The organism is Paraburkholderia sp. J94, from assembly GCF_905220285.1.
GTDB classification, from domain to species: Bacteria; Pseudomonadota; Gammaproteobacteria; order Burkholderiales; family Burkholderiaceae; genus Paraburkholderia; species Paraburkholderia tropica_A.
Genome location: NZ_CAJMZH010000012.1, coordinates 141,206 through 162,603 on the forward strand (window position 1 = coordinate 141,206; position 21,398 = coordinate 162,603).

General features: G+C 66.6%; 19 protein-coding genes and 1 riboswitch. Of the genes, 6 read left to right on the forward strand and 13 right to left on the reverse strand.

Features of this window, described 5'->3' with window-relative positions; genetic code table 11:
* Positions 1-2: 2 nt before the first annotated feature.
* From glyQ to U4Y88_RS25245, 8 genes are all read right to left on the reverse strand, one after another.
* Positions 3-1,010, reverse strand: a complete 1,008-nt coding sequence (gene glyQ / locus U4Y88_RS25210) for a glycine--tRNA ligase subunit alpha (RefSeq protein WP_224016570.1) — start codon at positions 1,008-1,010, stop codon at positions 3-5.
* 313 nt (positions 1,011-1,323) lie between these two features.
* Positions 1,324-3,030, reverse strand: coding sequence for an apolipoprotein N-acyltransferase (gene lnt / locus U4Y88_RS25215; RefSeq protein WP_321787178.1), 1,707 nt, complete (start codon positions 3,028-3,030; stop codon positions 1,324-1,326).
* Between the two features lie 267 nt (positions 3,031-3,297).
* Positions 3,298-4,188 carry an HlyC/CorC family transporter gene (locus tag U4Y88_RS25220; protein WP_224016566.1) on the reverse strand — a complete coding sequence of 297 codons (891 nt, stop codon included), beginning with the start codon at positions 4,186-4,188 and terminating at the stop codon, positions 3,298-3,300.
* Between the two features lie 178 nt (positions 4,189-4,366).
* The gene (locus U4Y88_RS25225) at positions 4,367-5,089 is read right to left on the reverse strand and encodes a gamma-glutamylcyclotransferase (RefSeq protein WP_321787180.1); all 723 of its coding nucleotides are present in this window, start codon (positions 5,087-5,089) and stop codon (positions 4,367-4,369) included.
* Positions 5,090-5,125: 36 nt separating this feature from the next.
* Entirely contained in the window at positions 5,126-5,587 is a 462-nt protein-coding gene (gene ybeY / locus U4Y88_RS25230) for an rRNA maturation RNase YbeY (protein WP_224016545.1), read from the reverse strand.
* 29 nt (positions 5,588-5,616) lie between these two features.
* Positions 5,617-6,708: a PhoH family protein gene (locus U4Y88_RS25235; protein WP_224016536.1), complete on the reverse strand. Its 1,092-nt coding sequence runs from the start codon at positions 6,706-6,708 to the stop codon at positions 5,617-5,619.
* Between the two features lie 80 nt (positions 6,709-6,788).
* On the reverse strand, positions 6,789-8,162 hold the full coding sequence (gene miaB, locus U4Y88_RS25240; protein ID WP_310629850.1) for a tRNA (N6-isopentenyl adenosine(37)-C2)-methylthiotransferase MiaB: 1,374 nt from the start codon (positions 8,160-8,162) through the stop codon (positions 6,789-6,791).
* A gap of 249 nt (positions 8,163-8,411) precedes the next feature.
* Positions 8,412-9,449, reverse strand: coding sequence for a LysR family transcriptional regulator (locus U4Y88_RS25245; RefSeq protein ID WP_321787182.1), 1,038 nt, complete (start codon positions 9,447-9,449; stop codon positions 8,412-8,414).
* A gap of 181 nt (positions 9,450-9,630) precedes the next feature.
* On the opposite strand from U4Y88_RS25245, the gene U4Y88_RS25250 reads away from it, so the two are divergent.
* From U4Y88_RS25250 to ribB, 4 genes are all read left to right on the forward strand, one after another.
* A complete protein-coding gene (locus U4Y88_RS25250) occupies positions 9,631-10,026 on the forward strand; it encodes a VOC family protein (RefSeq protein ID WP_321787184.1) in 396 nt (131 codons plus the stop codon).
* Between the two features lie 96 nt (positions 10,027-10,122).
* Positions 10,123-11,313, forward strand: coding sequence for an MFS transporter (locus U4Y88_RS25255; protein ID WP_321787186.1), 1,191 nt, complete (start codon positions 10,123-10,125; stop codon positions 11,311-11,313).
* A gap of 232 nt (positions 11,314-11,545) precedes the next feature.
* Complete coding sequence (locus tag U4Y88_RS25260) at positions 11,546-12,370, forward strand: XRE family transcriptional regulator (protein ID WP_321787187.1); 825 nt, start codon at positions 11,546-11,548, stop codon at positions 12,368-12,370.
* Between the two features lie 148 nt (positions 12,371-12,518).
* Positions 12,519-12,689, forward strand: a riboswitch (FMN riboswitch).
* A 174-nt stretch (positions 12,690-12,863) separates the two neighbouring features.
* The gene (gene ribB, locus U4Y88_RS25265; RefSeq protein ID WP_224016521.1) at positions 12,864-13,589 is read left to right on the forward strand and encodes a 3,4-dihydroxy-2-butanone-4-phosphate synthase; all 726 of its coding nucleotides are present in this window, start codon (positions 12,864-12,866) and stop codon (positions 13,587-13,589) included.
* 142 nt (positions 13,590-13,731) lie between these two features.
* Here the strand turns inward: ribB and U4Y88_RS25270 are convergent, their stop codons facing one another.
* Positions 13,732-14,418, reverse strand: a complete 687-nt coding sequence (locus U4Y88_RS25270; RefSeq protein ID WP_321787189.1) for an HAD family hydrolase — start codon at positions 14,416-14,418, stop codon at positions 13,732-13,734.
* A gap of 287 nt (positions 14,419-14,705) precedes the next feature.
* Between U4Y88_RS25270 and U4Y88_RS25275 the strand changes: the two genes are divergently transcribed.
* Entirely contained in the window at positions 14,706-15,083 is a 378-nt protein-coding gene (locus U4Y88_RS25275; RefSeq protein ID WP_224016517.1) for a hypothetical protein, read from the forward strand.
* Between the two features lie 318 nt (positions 15,084-15,401).
* Here the strand turns inward: U4Y88_RS25275 and U4Y88_RS25280 are convergent, their stop codons facing one another.
* Complete coding sequence (locus U4Y88_RS25280) at positions 15,402-15,599, reverse strand: hypothetical protein (protein ID WP_224016515.1); 198 nt, start codon at positions 15,597-15,599, stop codon at positions 15,402-15,404.
* 877 nt (positions 15,600-16,476) lie between these two features.
* On the opposite strand from U4Y88_RS25280, the gene U4Y88_RS25285 reads away from it, so the two are divergent.
* Positions 16,477-17,310: a ferritin-like domain-containing protein gene (locus U4Y88_RS25285; protein WP_310629857.1), complete on the forward strand. Its 834-nt coding sequence runs from the start codon at positions 16,477-16,479 to the stop codon at positions 17,308-17,310.
* Positions 17,311-17,423: 113 nt separating this feature from the next.
* Here U4Y88_RS25285 and U4Y88_RS25290 read toward each other — a convergent pair whose 3' ends face one another.
* The 3 genes from U4Y88_RS25290 to U4Y88_RS25300 form a co-directional block, all read right to left on the reverse strand.
* Complete coding sequence (locus U4Y88_RS25290; RefSeq protein ID WP_321787191.1) at positions 17,424-19,043, reverse strand: DEAD/DEAH box helicase; 1,620 nt, start codon at positions 19,041-19,043, stop codon at positions 17,424-17,426.
* A gap of 227 nt (positions 19,044-19,270) precedes the next feature.
* Positions 19,271-19,891 carry a PAQR family membrane homeostasis protein TrhA gene (gene trhA / locus U4Y88_RS25295; protein ID WP_224016510.1) on the reverse strand — a complete coding sequence of 207 codons (621 nt, stop codon included), beginning with the start codon at positions 19,889-19,891 and terminating at the stop codon, positions 19,271-19,273.
* A 203-nt stretch (positions 19,892-20,094) separates the two neighbouring features.
* On the reverse strand, positions 20,095-21,390 hold the full coding sequence (locus tag U4Y88_RS25300; RefSeq protein ID WP_321787193.1) for a cytochrome c: 1,296 nt from the start codon (positions 21,388-21,390) through the stop codon (positions 20,095-20,097).
* Between the last annotated feature and the right edge of the window lie 8 nt (positions 21,391-21,398).

Here is a 21,398-nt window from a genome sequence, read left to right on the forward strand (position 1 = left end):
GGTCATTCCTCGGCGAACTTGCGTTCGACCTTCAGCGGCGGCGCCCAGGCGGGCATCGCGGCGTCCTGTTCGTCGGTGGTCAGGCCGGGCACGCCGTGCACCGGATTGCCGAGCATCGGGAAGCCGAGCTTCTCGCGCGATTCGTAGTACGACTGCGCCACGCTGCGCGACAGCGTGCGAATGCGGCCGATGTACGCCGCGCGCTCCGTCACGGAGATCGCGCCGCGCGCGTCGAGCAGGTTGAAGGTGTGACCGGCCTTGAGCACGAGTTCGTAGGCGGGCAGCGCGAGCTGGTGCTCCATCATGCGCTTCGCTTCGCTTTCGTACGCGTTGAAGAACGTGAACAGCAGGTCGACGTTCGCGTGCTCGAAGTTGTAGGTCGATTGCTCGACTTCGTTCTGGTGATAGACGTCGCCATACGTGAGGCGGCGGATCTCGGGGCCGTTCGGGCCTTGTTCTTCCCACTCGGTCCAGACGAGGTCGTAGACGTTCTCGACCTTCTGCAGATACATCGCGAGGCGTTCGAGACCGTAGGTGATTTCGCCGAGCACCGGCTTGCAGTCGATGCCGCCCACCTGCTGGAAGTAGGTGAACTGCGTGACTTCCATGCCGTTGAGCCAGACTTCCCAGCCGAGGCCCCAGGCGCCGAGCGTGGGGTTTTCCCAGTCGTCTTCGACGAAGCGCACGTCGTTCTGCTTCAGGTCGAAGCCGAGCGCTTCGAGCGAGCCGAGGTACAGGTCGAGGATGTTTTCCGGCGCGGGCTTGAGCACCACCTGGTACTGGTAGTAGTGCTGCAGGCGGTTCGGGTTCTCGCCATAGCGGCCGTCCTTCGGGCGGCGCGACGGCTGCACGTAGGCCGCGCGCCACGGCTCGGGGCCGATCGCGCGCAGGAAGGTGTGGACGTGCGAGGTGCCGGCGCCGACTTCCATGTCGATCGGCTGGAGCAGCGCGCAGCCCTGCTTGTCCCAGTAAGACTGGAGCGTCAGGATGATTTGCTGAAACGTGAGCATGTGTGCCTGCAGTGTCTTTTAGGGCGGGAGGCGCGGGCTCCGGCGGTTGGCGGCCTGGCGAGCCCGCTTGGGGCACGGCGGCTTTGCCGCCGCTCGCCCTGCGCGGGTTGCGGCCCCGGCCTGGAGGCGGCCTGGTGCTAAAACGCTGAATTTTACCGGATTGCCGGGGCGTTGAGACCTGGACGGGCCTCGGCGCGGCGATTGGATCGATTCAGCGTGGCGACGTCACGCGTGCGTGAGGTCGGTTTGAGGTCGATTTGAGGTCGGCTTGCGGTCGGCTTGAGGTCGGCGTGACGCTGGTTTGATGCGTGCATCACGCCTTTTTGCGGCCCGGACGGCCTGGCCCGAACGCGAAACCGAACGCCAGCAACAGCAGCGAAATAGCGATCACCGTGTTGTTGCCGCTCGTCACGTAGGGCGTGAAACCGGCCGTGCCTTCCACGCGCACGTCGAGCGAGCCCGCCGTGAAGGTGGGCAGGCGCGCGATCACCTTGCCGTGCGCGTCGATGGCGGCGGTCGCGCCGGTGTTGGTCGCGCGCAGCATCGGGCGGCCGGTTTCGAGCGAGCGCATGCGCGCGATCTGCAGATGCTGGTCGAGCGCAATGGTGTCGCCGAACCACGCAAGATTCGTCGAGTTGATGAGAATGCCCGGCGAAACCGGGTTCTCGCGCACGGTGCGCGCGATCTCCTCGCCGAAAATATCCTCGTAGCAGATATCGACGGCGACCGGCTGGTTGTGCACGAGGAACGGCGGCTGCACGGGCGCGCCGCGCGCGAAGTCGCCGAGCGGAATGTTCATCAGATCGACGAACCAGCGGAAGCCCCAGGGCACGAACTCGCCGAACGGCACGAGGTGGTGCTTGTCGTAGCGGTACAGGCCGTTCTGGCCCGGCGTGATGCCGAACAGGCTGTTGGTGTAGTCGGTCGCGCGGCCGTCGGGCGTGATGGTCGCGCCCACGGCGCCGAACAGGATCGCCGTGCCGGTGGTGTCGGCGAACGCGCGGATGTCGCGGCCGAACTTCTCGGGCACCTGCTGCACGAGCAGCGGCACCGCGGTTTCAGGCGTGACGACGAGATCGGCGGGCTTTTCGGTGATGAGCTTCTGGAACTCGTTGAGCGCGTCGATCATGCCGGACTCGGAGAACTTCATCTCCTGCTTCACGTTGCCTTGCAGCAGGCGCACGTTGAGCGGCGCGTTGGCCGGATGCGTCCACGGCACGAGCGGCAGCAGCAGACCGGCGACGATCACCGCGACGGCGGCCACGGCAGGCGTGGCGAACGTGGCGAACGGCGACGCCGCACGCGTGTTGGCGGTTTTGTCCGCGACTTCATTCTTCGGAGCCTGCCGACGACCGAACGCGCGCACGAGCGCCTGCACGACCAGCGCCGCGACGAGCGCGAGCACCCAGCCCACGCCATACACGCCGACGATCGGCGCGAAGCCCGCGAGCGGGCCGTCGACCTGCGCGTAGCCGCTGGACAGCCACGGGAAGCCCGTGAAGATATAGCCGCGCGCCCATTCGCCGAGCGCCCACGCGCTGGCGAACGCGAACGCGCCGTGCCACGTCGGCGAGAACGGCAACTCGCTGCTGCGTCCGTTGCGCGCATGACCGGCGCAGAACGACCAGACGAGCGACGCGAGCGCCGGATACAGCCCCAGATAGAGCGAGAACAGCACGAGCGCCGCGCCCGCGAGCACGGCGGGCATGCCGCCGTAGAAGTGCATGCTCACGTAGAGCCACCAGACGCCCGTCACGAAATTGCCGAAGCCGAACGCCCAGCCCGTGAACAGCGCGCTTTTCCAGCCGGTGGTGCGCGTGAGCCAGAAGTAGAAGCCCGCGAAGATCGCGATTTCGAGCCAGCCGCCGTGCGGTGTCGGCGCGAACGAAAGCGTGTTGAGCGCGCCCAGCGCGGCGGCGGCGAGATAGTGCCAGGCGGGCAGCGCGCGGCGCGCGGCGGTGTCGTTGCTGGCGGCGGCGCGTGCGCCGTTGCGCGAGCGGGAGTCGATCGGTTCAGCCATGAATGTGCGGGAATCAGCCGTGCGGCTGCGGGGGCGCGCGAGGCGCGGGGTCCGTAACGTTGCTGGCACGGCGTGCGTGCAGCGGCGAGCGCAACGATAGCATTTTCGCGCGTCGGTTTCGGGGCGCGCAGGTTTCGCCGGCTTTCGGCGAATTTCGGGGCGCGATCGAGTCTGCGTGTTTGGGCGACGATCAAGCAAAACGCCGGCGCGAAGGCCGGCGTTCTCGTCGGGCGTGCCGCGTCACGCGTGTGGCGCGGCGCCGCGGGCTCAGGCCGGCGGCTGCAGCGCGGCTTCGCGCTGGCCCGCGAGCGGGTCGCGGCGCACCAGCAGCATGTGCACCTGGCGGGCGTCGGCGCGCAGCACTTCGAAGATCAGGTCGTCGATGCGCACTTTCTCGCCGCGATGCGGCACGTGGCCGAAATGATTCGTCACGAAGCCGCCGATCGTGTCCACTTCCTCATCGGGGAAATGGGTGCCGAACGCCTCGTTGAACTGCTCGATTTCGGTGAGCGCGCGCACGCGGAAGCGGCCGTCGGGCGAAGCGATGATGTTGCCGCTTTCCTCGTCGAAGTCGTATTCGTCCTCGATGTCGCCGACGATCTGCTCCAGCACGTCCTCGATCGTGATGAGGCCGGCCACGCCGCCGTATTCGTCGACGACGATGGCGATGTGATTGCGGTTCTGGCGGAAGTCGTGCAGCAGCACGTTCAGGCGCTTCGACTCGGGGATGAACACGGCCGGGCGCAGCATGCCGCGCACGTCGAATTCCTCCTCGGCGTAGTAGCGCAGCAGATCCTTCGCGAGCAGCACGCCGATCACGTTGTCGCGATTGCCTTCGTAGACGGGATAGCGCGAGTGCGCCTTGTCGAGCACGAAGGGGATGAATTCGTCAGGGCTTTCGGCGATGTTGATCGCGTCCATCTGGGCGCGCGGCACCATGATGTCGCGCGCGCTCAGGTCGGACACCTGGAACACGCCTTCGATCATCGACAGCGAATCGGCGTCGATCAGATTGCGGGCGTGCGCGTCCTGGAGAATTTCGAGAAGTTCGCTGCGCGAGTCGGGCTCGGGCGAGATGAAGTCGGTCAGACGCTCGAGCAGCGAGCGCTTTTCCTGCGGTTTGTCGGCTTGTCTTCGACTGGGATAAGAGTCGTTCATGGTGGTGCGCCCGTCTGCCCTCGAAGGGCGGGCGCGCTGTTGCGGAAGGGAAAGGATACAACATGCTCGTGGCGCGACCGTGTAAGCGACGCGCCTTCGCATCAATCCTAACGCAGATGCGGCGTAATCGCGCGCCGGACGAAATTCGGCCTGGGGCGCGATCGGAGCACGGCGGGCGTCAGGCGCAGCGCGCGAGCAGGCGCTCCAGCGCGCGGTCGGGCATGCCGCTCTCGCGCAGCGCGTCGACGGTGCGGCGCACGTAGTCGAGCGTCGTGCCGTAGCGGCCCGTGGCGCAGCCGAACACGGTGCGCACGGTGTTTTCGTCGAGCTTGCCGGTGTACGTGGGCACGTCGCGGCGCATCACGAACGCCAGCGCGGCGACGCGCCGGCCGTCTTCGAGCAGGCACGGCAGCCACGCGGGCCGGTACGAGCCCATCGGCATTTCGCGGCGCCAGAGCGCTTCCAGATGCGGCATCACGCCTTCGGCGGCCAGGCGGAACGCCACGCCCGCGCACGAGCCGCCGCGGTCGAGCGCGAGCACGAGGCCCGGCTGCTCGGGCGTGCCGCGATTCACGCGCGACCACAGATACAGGCCGCGATGGTAGCCGTGCACGCGCGAACGCACGTTCTCGACAGTCGGCAGGCCCGGATTCCAGATCAGCGAGCCATAGCCGAACAGCCAGAGATCGCTTTCGCGGTCCCAGTCGCGCAGCGTGCAGTCGAGCGAGGCGCGCAGATCGTCTTCGGTGAGCAGGCGCGGATCGCCGAGCGCGGGCGGATAGCCGGGGCACGGCGCGCGCACGGCCTTGCCTGAAGCGTTGCCGTCACGCGCGCCGGCGGCACCCTCCGTCTGCGGTTGCGCGGAGGGATCGTCGAAGGCGGGCGTGCTCTTGTCGTTCATGGCGGAAGGCGCGCGATGCGTGGCGCGGTGAGGTCCTTATTTGTACGGGTCGGGAAAGCCGAGCGAGTTGAGGACGTCGGTTTCGATGCCTTCCATCTCTTCGGCTTCGGCGTCGTCCTCGTGATCGTAGCCTTGCGCGTGCAGCGCGCCGTGCACCAGCAGATGCGCGTAGTGCGCGGCGAGCGGCTTGTTCTGCTCGGCGGCTTCCTTCTCCACCACCGGGCAGCAGAGGATCAGGTCGCCCGTGACCGGATCGTCCTCGCTCTCCGCGTAGGCGAAGGTGAGGACGTTGGTCGCGTAGTCCTTGCCGCGATAGCTGCGGTTGAGCGTGCGGCCTTCTTCGGCGTCGACGAAGCGCACGGTCAGTTCCGCGTCGGCGAACAGCGCCGCCTTCACCCAGGCCGCCACGGTCGCGCGCGGTAGCGCGGCCTTGTGCTCGGGAAACGCCTTCGCGGCGGGGAACTGAAGGTTCAGTTTGAGTTTCGGTGCGCGGGCCATGATGAACTGTCGATCCGGTTCAGCCAGCATCAGCGCGCGTCGGCGCCGCTGTCGTCCTTCTTCGCGTGCGCGTCGTAAGCCTCGACGATGCGCGCGACGAGCGGATGACGCACCACGTCCGCGCTCGTGAAGTGCGTGAGGGCGATGCCGCGCACGTTCGCGAGCACATGCTGCGCTTCGATCAGGCCGCTCTTGTGGCCGCGCGGCAAATCCACCTGGGTGGTGTCGCCGGTCACGACCGCCTTCGAGCCGAAGCCGATCCGCGTGAGGAACATCTTCATCTGCTCGGGCGTGGTGTTCTGCGCCTCGTCGAGGATGATGAACGCGTGATTGAGCGTGCGGCCGCGCATGTACGCGAGCGGCGCGATTTCGATCATCTGGCGCTCGAACATCTTCGCCGTCTTGTCGAAGCCGAGCAGATCGTAAAGTGCGTCGTAAAGCGGACGCAGATACGGATCGACCTTCTGCGCGAGATCGCCGGGCAAAAAGCCCAGACGTTCGCCCGCTTCCACGGCCGGGCGCGTCAGCACGATGCGCTTGACCTGATCGCGTTCGAGCGCGTCGACCGCGCAGGCCACCGCGAGATAGGTCTTGCCCGTGCCCGCCGGACCGATGCCGAAGGTCACGTCATGCGAGATGATCTGCTTCAGATACTCGCGCTGTGCGGGCGTGCGGCCGCGCAGGTCGGCGCGGCGCGTGTAGAGCTTCGGACCTTGTTCTTCGACGTCGATGTCGTTGCCCGCCGGTTCGTCGAACGGATGGTCGGGATCGCCGCGAAAACGCGGATCGATTTCCGCGCCGTCGTCGGACTTGCCGTTGCCGTTACCGTTCGCGCGCGCATTCGCGCGGCTCGCCTGATGGCGTGCCTCGACCAGCGCGAGCTGGATGTCGTCGACGGAAAGCGGATCGCGGGCCTGGTTGTAGAAGTTTTCGAGCGCGGTGAGCGCGAGCCTCGCGCCGCGTCCGCGAATCGTGATGCGATGGCCGCGTCGGGCGAGCGTCACGTCGAGCGCCTGCTCGATCTGCCGCAGATTTTCGTCGAGCGGGCCGCAGAGGTTGGCGAGCCGCGCGTTGTCGTCGTGCGGCGCGGTGAATTCCAGATGCTGCTGATTCGGCTTCAAGGTGTCTCTGAACTCCCGTGTTCCGTGAATGGCGCGCTGCAGGTGCCGGGTGATGGCCGCCCGCAGCGACTTGGTGCAACCTAGTGCGACAGCGACGAATTGCCCTCGTGCGCGAGCACGAGCTCGCCGCGCAGCGAATGCGGGTACGCGTGGTTGATCTTCACGTCGATCATCTGGCCGGTCAGGCGCGCGTGCGAGGCGAGCGGCGCCGGGAAATTCACCACGCGGTTGTTTTCCGTGCGGCCCGACAGTTCGCTCGGGTCCTTGCGCGACGGACCTTCGACCAGAATGCGCTCGACCCGGCCGACCATCGACTGGCTGATGCGCTGGACGTTCTCTTCGATTGTCGCCTGCAGATGTTGCAGACGCTTGAGCTTCACTTCGCGCGGCGTGTCGTCTTCGAGGTTCGCGGCGGGCGTGCCCGGACGCGGGCTGTAGATGAACGAGAAGCTCGTGTCGTAGCTCATCTCTTCGACGAGCTTCATGGTCTTCTCGAAATCTTCCTCGGTCTCGCCCGGGAAGCCGACGATGATGTCGGTCGAGAGCGAGAGGTCGGGGCGGATCGCGCGCAGCTTGCGGATCACCGACTTGTATTCGAGCACGGTGTAGCCGCGCTTCATCGCCATCAGCACGCGGTCGGAGCCGTGCTGCACGGGCAGGTGCAGGTGGCTCACGAGCTTCGGCACCTTCGCGTAGGTGTCGATCAGGCGCTGCGTGAATTCCTTCGGATGCGAGGTCGTGTAGCGGATGCGCTCGATGCCCGGAATGTCGGCGACGTATTCGATCAGCGTGGCGAAGTCGGCGATTTCGGTCGCGCCTTGCGTGAGCTGGCCGCGATACGCGTTGACGTTCTGGCCGAGCAGCGTGACTTCACGCACGCCCTGGTCGGCGAGACCGGCGACTTCGGTGAGCACGTCGTCGAGCGGGCGCGAGACTTCGTCGCCGCGCGTGTAGGGCACGACGCAGTAGCTGCAATATTTCGAGCAGCCTTCCATGATCGAGACGAACGCGCTCGGGCCTTCCACGCGCGCGGGCGGCAGATGGTCGAACTTCTCGATTTCGGGGAAGGTGATGTCGACCTGCGCGCGGCCCGAGGCGCGGCGCGCGTCGATCATCTGCGGCAGGCGGTGCAGCGTCTGCGGACCGAACACCAGATCCACATACGGCGCGCGCTGCACGATGGCCGCGCCTTCCTGGCTCGCCACGCAGCCGCCCACGCCGATCAGCAGGTTCGGGTTCGCTTCCTTCAGTTCGCGCACGCGGCCGAGCTCGGAGAAGACTTTTTCCTGCGCCTTTTCGCGCACCGAGCAGGTGTTGAACAGAATCACGTCCGCGTCTTCGGGCGTGTCGGTCTTCACGAGTCCTTCAGCGGCGCCGAGTACGTCGACCATCTTGTCGGAGTCGTACTCGTTCATCTGGCAGCCATAGGTCTTTACATAAACTTTCTTGGTCATCGGGGTTCGCCGTTCGCAGTGGTTCACCTGGGGGCGTTGTCCGCTTGATGCACGCGTGCACTTCAGGACTACGGTGAAAATAATGAGGGCTGAAACGGGTGGCCGGGCCGCGTTGGCCGCGTCTGCCTGGCTGTCCGGTGGGGCGCTCCGCGCGCATGGTGCTGCTGCCGTGTTGCTTCAGTGCTGCTTTTCTGGTCTTCGCCGGAGAGGAAAGCACATCGACACCGCCATGAACGATGACGATGCGCGTCAGCCCGGCGGCCGCGGATCGCTTTCAGCGTAATCCGACATTATAGCCTTTTGCTTCAAGGCGTTCGCGCCGTTCCGGGCGCGTCGCGCGGGGCGCGGCGGCTCGGGATCGGTGCACGGCGCGAGCGCGTTCAGCTCGTGCGCGGCCTGCGCGAAACGCTCGGTCAGGAACTCCAGCAGCGCGCGCACGCGCGGCGCCAGATAGCGGTTGCGGTGGTAGAGCGCGTGCACGGGCTGCTCGGCGTAACGCCACTCCGGCATGACGATCTGAAGCCGTCCGGCGCGCAGGTCGTCGGCCACGTCCCAGATCGATTTCACCGATAAACCGTAGCCGCACAGCGTCCATTGGCGCACGGCCTCGCCGTCGGAGCTTTCCAGCGCGTTCTCCAGCGGCACGACGTAGGTCTGCGACTCGTTGCCTCGCGTGAATCGCCACTCGTTGACGGGGCCCGCCGGCGAGCCGATCACGATGCAATCGAAGCGGGCCAGATCGGCGGGCTCGCGCGGCTCGCCGTGCTGGGCGAGGTACTTGGGCGCGGCGCACAGCACGCGCGGGTTCGGGGCGAGCCGCCGCGCGACCAGCGAACTGTCCTGCGGTGTGCCGAAACGGATCGCCAGATCGATGTCCTCGAGCACGAGATTCGAGATCGAGTCGGTCAGCGTGAGCGCGAAACGCACGTCGGGATAGCGCGCGCGGAATTCGTCGAGCCACTTCATCAGCAGATTGCGCCCGAAATCCGAGGTCGCCGAAATGCGCACCTTGCCGCGCACCGCGTTCTGGCCCTCCTGGAGCGCGGCCTTGGCGTCGTCGAGCGAGCGCAGCGCGTGTTCGCTACAGGTGAGATAGGCGCGGCCTTCGTCGGTCAGACGCAACTGGCGCGTGGTGCGGTCGAACAGGCGCGCGTGCAGCTCCGCTTCGAGCCGCGCGAGGCGGGCGCTCGCGGCTGCCGGCGTGAGACCGAGCTTGCGGCCCGCCGCCGACAGGCTGCCGAGCCGCGCGGCTTCCACGAAGAGGCGCACGTCGCCGAGATTGTCCATGTCGATACCAGGAGGATTGCCGGGCGGATTGCCGCGACGATTATTAGACCGCGTTTGAAAATCCTTCAAATGCTACGCCAATTATCAAGTCTGCGCAGAAGCCGGACAATGCGCCTGTTTTCAGAGTTTCGCGCTGCGCTTGAGAGTTCGCGCCGCGCTTCACGAACGCAAGGACGCCGCCATGCAACTCGATCACGTCACGCTCGTCACGCCCGATCTGGACGGCGCGCGCCGCTTCTTCTGCGAGATCGCGGGGCTGGAGGACGGGCCGCGCCCGCCGTTTTCCGTCGATGGGCACTGGCTCTACGCGCAGGGCCGCGCGGTGATCCATCTGGTCGAGGCGACCGTGCCTGCGCAACGCGCCTCGGCGGCCATGCGCACGGCGCCGCGTCTCGATCATTTCGCGCTGCGCGTCGCGCCCGGCGACGAATGGCACGCGCTGCTTGCGCGGCTTCGGTCGCACGGCGTGCCGTACCAGCTCGCCGACGTGCCACTGAGCGGCGAGCGCCAGGCGTTCGTCGCGCTCGCGCCGGGCGTGGTCGTGGAGTTCGTGACCGCGTCGGAAGGCGCGGCCTGAATCGCACAACGCGCGCAAACGCAGACACGCAAACGCACACACGCAAACGCACCAGCACACACAACGCAGTACCCAGGCTGTCATTTGGAGATTTCGATGCCTATTCCCTTGCTCGCGCTGGCGATCAGCGCCTTCGCCATCGGCACCACCGAGTTCCTGATCATGGGCTTGCTGCCCGACGTCGCGCGCGATCTCGGCGTGACGATTCCCGCCGCGGGCCTGCTCGTCACCGGTTATGCGCTCGGCGTCGCCGTGGGTGCGCCGCTGCTCGCCGTGCTCACCAGCCGCATGCCGCGCAAGCTCGCGCTGCAATTGCTGATGGGTGTGTTCATCGTCGGCAACGTGATGTGCGCGGTCGCCGACAACTATTCGCTGCTGATGGTCGCGCGCGTCGTCGCTTCGTTTGCGCACGGCTCGTTCTTCGGCATCGGCGCCGTGGTCGCGGCCTCGCTCGTGCCGCAGGAAAAGCGCGCCAGCGCCATCGCGATGATGTTCACGGGACTTACGCTCGCGACCGTGCTCGGCGTGCCGTTCGGCACCGCGATCGGCCAGCAGTTCGGCTGGCGCGTGGCGTTCTGGATCGTCAGCGGCTTCGGCGTGATTTCGCTGATCGGCGTGACCGCGCTCGTGCCCAATCTGCACGATCACGCGCCCGCCGGACTCGGCCACGAAGTGCGCGTGCTGCGCGACCCGCAGGTGTGGATCGCGCTCGGCATGACGGTGCTGGGCTTCGGCGGCGTGTTCGTCGTGTTCACCTATATCGCGCCGATTCTGGAGCAGGTGAGCGGTTTCTCGCCGCACGGCGTGACGCTGATGCTCGTGCTGTTCGGCGTGGGCCTCACGCTCGGCAACATGCTCGGCGGCAAGCTGGCGGACCGCGCGCTGATGCCCTCGCTGATGGGCATTCTGGTCGCGCTCGCCGTGGTCATGGCGATCTTCACGAAGACGAGCCACGCGGCGATTCCGGCGGCGATCACGGTGTTCGTCTGGGGCATCGCGGCGTTCGCGACCGTGCCGCCGCTGCAGATGCGCGTCGTGGCGAAGGCCGCCGCCGCGCCCAACCTGGCCTCGACGCTGAACATCGGCGCCTTCAACGTGGGCAATGCGATGGGCGCGTGGCTCGGCGGCCTCGTCATCACGCGCGGCCTCGCGCTCGACGCGCTGCCGTGGGTGGCCGCCGCTGTTTCGATCGCGGCGCTTGTGCTGACCTGGCTGGCGGCGCGGCTCGATGCGCGCGAGACCGGTGTGTCGGCGGCGCGCGTGGCGGTTGGGCAGGACGCTTGCTGATCGCGTATCGCTGACGTCGCGCTTGGTTCGCTTACGTCGCTCAGGTCGCCCGTATCGCGGCCTGAGCGCACAGTCTGGACATATCGCTCCCGCGCACAAGCATTCCCGAAAACGCGCTCTGCAATGCTGATATCAGTGTGAAGATAACTTCGTTGGGCGCGGCGGGGCGCGATGCTAGTCTTGCCTCCATTCAAGCACTTGCGCCGGTTCGCGGCGCGTCTGGGAGGCTGCCATGCATTCACCGCTCGCGCTCGTGAGCCACGCGCAGGCCGATCGTCCGGCCGCACATCGCGGTACGGCGCATCGCCGCGACGACGATCTCGCCGTCGACATCGACACTGTTTCGGATCACGAAGGAATCGTTCGCGGCATCGACGAACGTTCGGCGTTCAACGCCGCGCAGGTCGCGCAAACATCGGCGCAAACCGAGGCGCACGACAGCGCCGCCAACGCGTTCGACGCGCTCGAACATCTGGTCGGCGTGAACCTCGCGCGTCTGCGCGCCGAGCGTCAGCTTTCGCTCGATGCGCTGGCGCGCGCCTCGGGCGTGTCGCGCGCGATGCTCGCCCAAGTGGAGTCGGCGCGCAGCGTGCCGTCGATCAAGGTGCTCTGCAAGGTCGCGGCGGCGCTCAAGGTGTCGGTGTCGGCGTTTCTGCGGCGGCATGCGGTCAACGGTTTCGAGCATCTGCCCGCCGACCGTGCGCCGCGCCGCGTGAGCGCCGACGGCCGCTATTCGGCGCGCGCCCTCTATCCCGAGGACGAGCCCGCCGCCGCCGAGTTTCACGAACTGCGCATCGCGCCGCTGCACACCGAGCCGGGCACGCGCCGCGCGCCGGGCACGACGGTGAACCTCGTGGTCAGCGAAGGCACGCTCGAAGTGAGCGTGCACGACCGCCGCCAGTTGCTCGCGACCGGCGACGCCATCGTGTTCGACGCCGACCAGCCGCACAGCCTGCGCAATCCCGGCGACACCGAGGCGCGCGTGTTCCGCGTGACGCGCAACGCCGAAACGCCGCCGCGCTGGGACGTGCCGCAAGCCGCGCCGCAGCCGCTCTGAGCTCGCGAATTCCTTCGGAATTCCCGCGATGAGGCGGCGCACACGACGCGTGCGCCGCCGTTTGTCCGCCTTGTCTAGTGGATCTTTACCGCGCTGCACGATCAGGCGCGACGCGGTATGCTCCGTTCTCCGGTTCAACCGGTAATCAGTGCGTCTTCAGGGCGGGGTGCAATTCCCCACCGGCGGTATGCCGGCCGCGCCGCAAGGCCAGCCAGCGAGCCCGCGAGCGCCTGCGCGTTGTTTTTTCCCGCGCGCAGGGTCAGCAGATCTGGTGCGAAGCCAGAGCCGACGGTCATAGTCCGGATGAGAGAAGATGTGCAGATGGTCATGTTTGCCCATCCGCCGCGGCGTCCAGCCTGCGTGCGCGTGGCGTCGTCCGGCGTCGTGCCGGGTGCGCCGCGTCGCGCTCGCGAGCCTCCGCGTGCCGGGGATTCCTGTCTGTTTGCAATGCCCTGAAACGTTTTTCGCCCAACTCTTGCGAGGAGCGTTTCACATGTCCTTTACGTCTTTCAGCCGCAACACCCCGGTCGAGCAGCCGCTCGACGCCATCGCCGATCTTCCCTTGCTCGACACCGAGCCGGTGCCGCCGCGCATCGCCGCCGCGCTGCAGGCCATGCGCGAAGGCCGTCCCGTCGTCCTTCAGGACGATCACGACCGCGAGGACGAAGCCGATCTCGTCTGCGCCGCCGAAAACCTGACCAACGAAACGATGGCGCTGTTCATCCGCGAATGCAGCGGCATCGTCTGCCTGTGCCTCTCCGACGAGAAAGTGCGCGCGCTCGAGTTGCCGCCGATGGTCGCGCGCAACGAGAGCCGCAACCGCACCGCCTTCACCGTCTCGATCGAGGCGCGCGAGGGCGTGAGCACGGGCGTGTCGGCCGCCGACCGCGTGACGACGATCCGCGCGGCGATCGCCGCCAACGCGAAGCCCGCCGATATCGTGAGTCCCGGCCACGTGTTCCCGCTGCGCGCGCAGCCGGGCGGCGTGCTCGCGCGCCGCGGCCACACCGAAGGCACCGTCGACCTGGCCGCGCTCGCCGGTCTGGAGCCCGCGGGCGTGCTGTGCGAGCTGATGAACCCGGACGGCACGATGGCGCGCGGCCAGCAAGTCGACGACTTCGCGAAGCTGCACAACTTGCCGATGCTGACGATCGCCGAGCTGGCGGCATTCCGCGCCTCGCTCGCCGTGGCGCGCGAGCGCAGCGCCGAGCTGGTGTAAGGCGCGTTTTTCGCGTTTCGCATGATTCTCGCGATTCGTGACCAGGCGGCCGGTCCTGCGTGACCGGCCCCGGAATGCAAACGGCGCGTGAGCCTTGCGGTTCACGCGCCGTTTTTTTATCGGCTTTTGTCGACGGATCGCGTTACGACTGCACGTCGCCGAACTCGCCGTGCACGCCCGCTTCGACGAGCGCGGGCAACTCGTCCATGTGTTCCATGATGCGCGTGATGCCCATCTCGCGCAGCACGTCGGCATAGCCCGACGGGATATGGCTCGCGCCGACGAACGCGATGGTCTTCATGCCCGCCGCGCGCGCGGCGTTCAGGCCCGAGAGGCTGTCCTCGACGACGAGGCAGCGCGCCGGCTCCACGCCGAGCGTTTTGGCCGCATGCAGATAGACATCGGGATAAGGCTTGGGGCGCGCGACCATTTCGGCGCTGAAGATGCGCTCGCCGAAGAGGGTGTCGAGCCCGGCGCGGCGCACCGACGCGTGCACGCGCGTGAGGCGGCTGTTCGAGACCACGGCGGCGGGCAGCGCGACCTTGCGCAGCGCGTCGCGCACACCGTTGATCGGGCTCACCGATTCGGCGATCGCGACTTCGCAGTTGTGATCGATCGTCTCGAGAAAATCCTCGGGCATCGTGAGATTGAAGCGCTCGGCGACGTCGGCCAGAAAGCGCGAGGTCTGCTGGCCGAACGCGGAGGCCACGGCGGCGCGGAAATCCACGCCGGGAAAGGTGCGGCTGAGCGTATCGAAGAGTACGTGGTCGGCGATGACTTCGCTGTCGACGAGCACGCCGTCGCAGTCGCAGATGAGATGGTCGATCATGCGTAAGACGAAAAAGCAGCCGTAGAGGCCTTAGGGGCGGACGAAAACACGTGGCGGCGCTCGGACGCGCGAGGCGTGCCGCGCGGACCGGCAAGGCGGGACGCTGAAAGCCTCATGATACGTGCTTTTGCACGCGCGGCTCGGCTATTGCGTGGATGTTTTCCGATTCCCGGCGACGGCTGCCCGTCGGCGCCAGGGCGACGTTAGCCGTACGGCCAGGGTGTGGCACGCGCCGCGCGATGCGACAATGAGCGCTGGAACAATCAGTCGATTTCGGGGAGAACGCAATGCGTGGACTTGCGATGATCGGTGCGGCGATGCTCGTCGCGGGATGCGCCAATTCGTCGGGCCTGGTGGGCGCGTGGAGCAGTCCGCCGCCTTTCGCCACGCTCCAGCAGATGTGTGGCGGCGAGGCGCGCGACTATGGCGCGGACACCCAGGCGGTCTATTCGGCGGTCTACGACGCCTATGTCGCGAACCGTCACGGCAAGCTGCCGCAGGAGCGCTTTTGCAGCTTCCAGGCGGGTCTCGCGCAGCAGTACGCGGCGCATGGCGCAAGCGGCGACGCGCAGTCGCGCGATCAGTGGGTGGCGTATCTGAACGACCAGCGCGCGCAGGCGCTGAACTGGCGTGCGACCGTCGATCCGACCTTGCGCGGCGGCTGAGCACAAGCGGGCCGTCCGCGAGCAGGGCGGAGCGTGGGCGCGGCGCGAAAAAAATGGTCACGCGGGCATGAAGCGCGCGGGTCCGCGTGACCATGCACTGCAGGCGCGAACGTCTACAGCCGTGCGCCTGCATCGGGGATGGGCTCGATACAACGTTCTGGCGGACGATCCCGGCGTCCGCGCAGGTCGAGAAAAGGTCGGGCGTTGGTTGGGTTGAGCGGTGATCGAGCGGCGGTTGAGACTGGAAGGGCCGGCGGCGTCGTGGCCGCGTGCTGGTCCGTCAGGCCGTCGCCGCGCAATGGCCGCGCAGCGCCCGTCTCACGAACATCGTTTGATGGCGCGTAACGCGGAGTCGCCGATTTCGGTGAGTCGCCACCGCTGGAGGCCGGAGGCCAGGCGTTCCAGCTGGACGAGCTGTCGTTCGAGCAGGGCGTCCAGTTCTTCACGTTCCATATCGAGCTGGTTGGGGGCGTCCTTCACTAGCAGCAGAGTGGCGAATTCATGCGGACTCAGCATCGTTCTCTCCATGTTGCCGCATCAGAGGTCGACGTTCGCGGCCCGTCGTTGGGCGGCGCGGCGACAGTCATGCGGTGGGCGTGAGCGAAAGCCAGCAACGGCGCGCGGTCGGGAATCGGCTGGATGGTTGGCGGTCCGTTCGAGGCTGTCCGGGCGTGTCGTTCGCGATCATCCGTCGACCTTGCCCTGGCAACTCAAACAGCATCCAGCCCGGACGCGGCGCCGGGGAACTGGAGTGTAGTCAACGCCTTTGCGTTGTACAAACCACACCCCGAAAATATTCCCTTTGACATTCGCTGCCTGCGGCGGCGGTCGCGGCGCGCCCACGAATCCGCGAATTCACTTGAAGTTCGTGGCGCAGCGCGCAATGCGGACGGGTTCACGTCCGCGCTCGGGCACCGATTCGCCACGCATCGCGCACGGACGCAGCGACGACGCTCAAATTGCGCTCCGTCAACCGGGCGGTTTGGAAGTTTTCTTCGGTTCGCGTCGCGCGTTTAATGTGAGCCTTCACTTCAACATGCCTGCGGCGCTTCGCGGTCCGGTCGCGTATCGCCGCCAGGCCCGTGGCTTGCGGCTTTCAGGCTATCGGTGCGCGGTATGACGTAGCGTCGTGCTCGCGGCACTCGGTATTGCTGCGTAACAAAATCAACGCTACGACTGCCTTACAAGTCGACTCTTCCCGGAACTGGCGCTTGCGGGACTGGTCTGTGCTCTCAGACTGCAGCTTCAAGAAACAACGGCTAATATGAATTAAATATGGCCGGTACCTTTCACTACGCGGCGAGAGAGCAAATCCAGGGCACCGGCGGCGAGTCGAGCCGGTTCCGGGCGCGAGGCGCCGCGCGAGCAGATACCGCTTTCGGAGTACGACACAATGCGTAACGACATTGAGCCTGGCCACGTGATGCCCTGGCGCATCGAAGACATCGATCTCACGCGGATCGACCGCAAGCTCGCGGCCGCCAACGAAGACCTGCTGCTGCTGCTGTGCGCGGCATCGTTCATCGAAAGCGGCTCGGACCTCTACACGAGCAATCTGAGCGTGTTTTTCAACGGCGACCCGGAAGTTTCCGCCTGGCTCAACAACGAGTGGGAGCACGAGGAGCTTCAGCACGGCCGCGCGCTGAAGACCTACATCAACTACGTCTGGCCCGAGTTCGACTGGGACACGGCGTTCAACAGCTTCTTCGAGGAATACTCGAAGACCTGTTCGTTCGAGGAATTCGAGAAGACCCGCGCGCTCGAAATGGTCGCGCGCTGCGTCGTCGAAACGGGGACGGCCACCTTGTATCGCGCGATCGGCGAATGCTCGAGCGAGCCCGTGCTCAAGGAAATCACCGACAACATCCGCTCGGACGAAGTGCGCCACTACAAGCACTTTTTCCGCTACTTCAAGAAGTACAACCAGGTCGAGGGGCATGGCCGCCTCGCGGTGCTCGGTGCGCTCATGCGCCGCGTGATGGAGATCAAGAACGAGGATTCGGAGATCGCGCTGCGTCACGTGTTCGCGATCCGCTATCCCGACCGCGCGAAGGATTCGGCCTATAACCGCGAGCTCACGACGCGCGTGAACAAGCTCGTGCGCCACAATCTGTCTGCCGACATGTGCTTGAAGATGCTGCTCAAGCCGCTCGATATTCCCGCGAAGATCCAGCCGAGCGTGTTGTATCCGCTCGCGAAGATCACGCAGCACGTGTTTTTCCGCTGAACTTCCGCTGAGCGCGGCGGTTCGTACACGTTCGCGCAGGATGCAAAAGGGCCCGCTGGGAAGCGGGCCTTTTTCATGGCTGCTTGCCGCGCGGCGTGGGGCCGCGCGTTGGCTTAGCGATCGCCGCGCTGACCGTCGCGGCGCGAGTTGCCGCCCGGACGGCCGCCGAGCAGGGCGCCCGGATTCGATTGCGGCTTGCGCTGCTGACGGCCGAGCGCGCTTTCGTGCGAGACGCCGCGCTGGCTTTCGCGGCGCGTATGTTCGCCGCGCGCGCCTTGCGCGCCGTGATTCGACGCCGTTTGCTGCTTCACCGGCTTGGCCGTGCGGATGCCGTTCTGCGCGGGCTTGGCCTGGCGTTGTTCGCCGCGGTTTGCATCGCGGTTACCACCGTTGTTGCCACCGGCGTTGGCGCGGCCTTCACCGCGGCCTTCGCCACGGCTTTCGCCCCGCTGGCCGCCTTCACGCTGGCCGCCGCGCGGCGCGCCGCCGTTCGACGCACCGCGTCCCTGGCCTTGCTGGCTCTGACCTTGCCCCTGACGCTGACCACGGCCTTGCTGCTGGCCACGGCGCTGGATCGGCTCGGGCTTGGCGTTCGGGTCCGGCTCGAAGCCCGGAATGACTTCCTGCGGCACCGCGCGCTTGATGAGCTTCTCGATGTCCTTGAGCAACTGGTGTTCGTCGACACAGACAAGCGACACCGCTTCGCCCGTCGCGCCCGCGCGGCCCGTGCGGCCGATACGGTGCACGTAATCCTCGGGCACGTTCGGCAGGTCGTAGTTGACCACGTGCGGCAGTTGGTCGATGTCGATGCCGCGCGCCGCGATGTCGGTGGCCACGAGCACCTGCAGCGTGCCGTCCTTGAACTCGGAGAGCGCGCGCGTGCGTGCCGACTGGCTCTTGTTGCCGTGGATCGCGAGCGCGCTGATGTCGTCCTTCGTCAGTTGTTCCGCGAGGCGGTTCGCGCCGTGCTTGGTGCGCGTGAACACGAGCACCTGGAACCAGTTGTGCTGGCGGATCAGGTGCGTGAGCAGGTCGCGTTTGCGATCGCGGTCGACCGGATAAACCTTCTGCGCGACCGTTTCCGCGGTGGTGTTGCGGCGCGCGACTTCGATCAGCGCGGGCGAATCGAGCAGGCTGTCGGCGAGCGCCTTGATTTCGTCGGCGAAGGTGGCCGAGAACAGCAGGTTCTGGCGCTTCGGCGGCAGCTTCGCGAGCACGCGCTTGATGTCGTGGATGAAGCCCATGTCGAGCATGCGGTCGGCTTCGTCGAGCACGAGAATTTCGAGCTGCGAGAGGTCGATGGTCTTCTGCTGCATGTGATCGAGCAGACGGCCCGGCGTGGCGACCACGATGTCGACGCCGCGCTTGAGCGCGTCGATCTGCGGATTGATGCCGACGCCGCCGAACATCACGGTCGACTTGAGCTTCAGATACTTGCCGTAGGCGCGCACGCTTTCCTCGACCTGCGCCGCGAGTTCGCGCGTGGGCGTGAGGATCAGCGCGCGCACGACGCGCTTGCCGCCCGCGGCGGCCGGCATGTCGGTCAGGCGTTGCAGGATCGGCAGCGTGAAGCCGGCGGTCTTGCCGGTGCCCGTCTGCGCGCCCGCGAGCAGGTCGCCGCCGCCGAGCACGGCGGGGATGGCTTGCAACTGGATGGGCGTGGGCGTGGTGTAGCCGAGTTCGTTGACAGCGCGGACCAGCGGTTCGGACAAGCCGAGAGAATCGAAAGACATAAAGACCTGTTGTATTGCAGTATCGCGAGCGGCTGGGCGCTGCCGGTGACGGCGCGCCGCGTAAAGCTGAACGCGGGCGCTCGCGTGTATTCGGACGGCGCGCCAGTGCGCGCGCCGCTTGTCGACGGTTCATGCAGACCCGTCGGCTGGCATAAAGTTGCATCGCGCGGCCGCGGACACTGCGGCCGCCGCGCGACAATCTTCGTGGAGATTCCCGGTGGGATGCGTCAGGCGACGTAGCCCGCGACGCTCACGAATTGACAGACGCTCCCGGCGAGCACGAACAGATGCCAGATTCCATGTCCGTGCCGGATGCGCTCGTCGTTGATGAAAAAATAGATGCCGACGCTGTAAATGATGCCGCCGGCCAGCAGCCACGCGGTGCCCGCTGCGGGCAGCGCGCCGATGAGCGGCTTGACCGCGACCAGCGCGAGCCAGCCCATCACCACGTACAGCACCATCGACAGCATGCGCGTGCGGCGCCCGAGTGTGAGCTCCTGCACGATGCCGAACGCGGCGAGCCCCCAGCTCACGCCAAAGAGCGACCAGCCCCAAGGCCCGCGCAGCGTGACAAGCGTGAACGGAGTATAGCTGCCCGCGATCAGCAGATAGATCGCGGCATGGTCGCACTTCTGCAGCACGGCTTTCAGGCGCGGTCCGCGCACGCCGTGATACAGCGTGGAGATCGTGTAGAGCGCGCACAACATCGCGCCGTACACAGCGAAACTCACGACCTTGTATGCGTCGTGATCGAGCGCCCCGAGCGTCACGAGCGAAACCAGCCCCGCAACCGACAACATCGCGCCCACCAGGTGAGTAATGCTGTTCAGACGCTCACCAGCGTGCATGACGACCACTCCTTGTTCTTCTTGCCCTGCGTTTCTGCTTCAAAACCATCAGTTCGAGAGCGAATTCGACAGCGTGCGGCTCGCGCCGCGCGGCCTCGTGCCGCAATCAACGCGCGGCGCGCGGCCAAATAGCGAAGGGCGCAGCCGGCGGCGTTTTGCCGGCTGCGCCCTTGTCAGGCAGACGCCACTATAACAAACGTGGCTCAGTCGAGCGGCGCGGAACGCAGATCTGACACCTGTTGCGGCGAGACCGGCGTGCCCTTGTTCCCCCACGACATGCGGATAAAGGTCACGACCGCTGCCACTTCCTGATTGGACAACGACTGCGCGAACGGCGGCATGCCGTACGGGCGCGGATTGCCCTGCGTGCTGGGCGGATAGCCGCCGTTGAGCACCATACGGATCGGATTCACCGCCGATTTCATCTGGATCGACTGGTTGTTCGCGAGCGGCGGGAAATTCGGCGGCATGCCGAGGCCGTTCTCCGCGTGGCACTTTGCACACTGGTCATGGTAGATCTTCTGACCTTGCTGTAAGAGTTCGCCGCCGAACGCTTCGGAGGTTTCCATCTGCATCGTCTCGGGCGCTTCCTTGCGCTGCGGGATGGTCTTCAGATAGGTCGCCATCGCCTCGATGTCGTCGTCGGAGACGTATTGCAGACTGTTGTGGATCACGTCCGCCATCGGCCCGAACACGGCGCCGCGCTCCGAAACGCCGGTTTTCAGCAGATTGGAGATGTCCTTGATATCCCAGTCGCCGAGGCCGCCTTCGCTCGACGTGAGCGAGGGCGCGTACCAGTTCTGCAGCGGAATCAGCCCGCCCGCGAACGCCGACGAGTTGACCGGCGCGCCCATCATGTTGATCGACGTATGGCACATGCCGCAGTGGCCGAGCCCTTCGACCAGATAGGCGCCGCGGTTCCACTCGACCGATTTGGTCGGATCGGGCTTGTACTCGCCCTCGCGGAAGAACAGCGTGCGCCAGCCGATCAGCAGGTTGCGGTTGTTGAACGGGAACTTGAGCTCGTGCGGGCGGCTCGCCACGTGCACCGGCGGCACCGAGCGCAGATAGGCGTAGATCGCGTCTGAATCGGCGCGCGTGACCTTCGTGTAGCTCGTGAACGGGAAGGCCGGGTAGAGCAGGCTGCCGTCCTTCGAGCGGCCCGTGTGCATGGCGCGGTAGAAGTCGTCGCTGCTCCATTTGCCGATGCCGAACTGGTCGTCGGGCGTGATGTTCGGCGTGTAGAGCGTGCCGAAGGGCGTCGCCATCGGCAGGCCGCCCGCGAAGGTCTTGCCGCCTCGCACGGTGTGGCAGGCGACGCAGTCGCCGGCGCGGGCCAGATATTCGCCCTTCTTGATGAGCTCGGCCTGGTCGGCGGGCGTGGCCGCCTGCGCCGAGGCGCTGTGCAGATAAGTGTTGCCGGTCCACAGCACGGGCACGAGCGCCGCCGCGGCGGCGAGCACGACTGCGGACAGAGCGAACAGGGACTTGCGGTTCATATGGCTGT

Bases quoted from the DNA above. Each gene is read 5' to 3' on its own strand.
- glyQ (WP_224016570.1), bottom strand. From the start codon at position 1,010: ATGCTCACGTTTCAGCAAATCATCCTGACGCTCCAGTCTTACTGGGAC.
- lnt (WP_321787178.1), bottom strand. From the start codon at position 3,030: ATGGCTGAACCGATCGACTCCCGCTCGCGCAACGGCGCACGCGCCGCC.
- U4Y88_RS25220 (WP_224016566.1), bottom strand. From the start codon at position 4,188: ATGAACGACTCTTATCCCAGTCGAAGACAAGCCGACAAACCGCAGGAA.
- U4Y88_RS25225 (WP_321787180.1), bottom strand. From the start codon at position 5,089: ATGAACGACAAGAGCACGCCCGCCTTCGACGATCCCTCCGCGCAACCG.
- ybeY (WP_224016545.1), bottom strand. From the start codon at position 5,587: ATGGCCCGCGCACCGAAACTCAAACTGAACCTTCAGTTCCCCGCCGCG.
- miaB (WP_310629850.1), bottom strand. From the start codon at position 8,162: ATGACCAAGAAAGTTTATGTAAAGACCTATGGCTGCCAGATGAACGAG.
- U4Y88_RS25245 (WP_321787182.1), bottom strand. From the start codon at position 9,449: ATGGACAATCTCGGCGACGTGCGCCTCTTCGTGGAAGCCGCGCGGCTC.
- U4Y88_RS25250 (WP_321787184.1), top strand. From the start codon at position 9,631: ATGCAACTCGATCACGTCACGCTCGTCACGCCCGATCTGGACGGCGCG.
- U4Y88_RS25255 (WP_321787186.1), top strand. From the start codon at position 10,123: ATGCCTATTCCCTTGCTCGCGCTGGCGATCAGCGCCTTCGCCATCGGC.
- U4Y88_RS25260 (WP_321787187.1), top strand. From the start codon at position 11,546: ATGCATTCACCGCTCGCGCTCGTGAGCCACGCGCAGGCCGATCGTCCG.
- ribB (WP_224016521.1), top strand. From the start codon at position 12,864: ATGTCCTTTACGTCTTTCAGCCGCAACACCCCGGTCGAGCAGCCGCTC.
- U4Y88_RS25270 (WP_321787189.1), bottom strand. From the start codon at position 14,418: ATGATCGACCATCTCATCTGCGACTGCGACGGCGTGCTCGTCGACAGC.
- U4Y88_RS25275 (WP_224016517.1), top strand. From the start codon at position 14,706: ATGCGTGGACTTGCGATGATCGGTGCGGCGATGCTCGTCGCGGGATGC.
- U4Y88_RS25280 (WP_224016515.1), bottom strand. From the start codon at position 15,599: ATGCTGAGTCCGCATGAATTCGCCACTCTGCTGCTAGTGAAGGACGCC.
- U4Y88_RS25285 (WP_310629857.1), top strand. From the start codon at position 16,477: ATGCGTAACGACATTGAGCCTGGCCACGTGATGCCCTGGCGCATCGAA.
- U4Y88_RS25290 (WP_321787191.1), bottom strand. From the start codon at position 19,043: ATGTCTTTCGATTCTCTCGGCTTGTCCGAACCGCTGGTCCGCGCTGTC.
- trhA (WP_224016510.1), bottom strand. From the start codon at position 19,891: ATGCACGCTGGTGAGCGTCTGAACAGCATTACTCACCTGGTGGGCGCG.
- U4Y88_RS25300 (WP_321787193.1), bottom strand. From the start codon at position 21,390: ATGAACCGCAAGTCCCTGTTCGCTCTGTCCGCAGTCGTGCTCGCCGCC.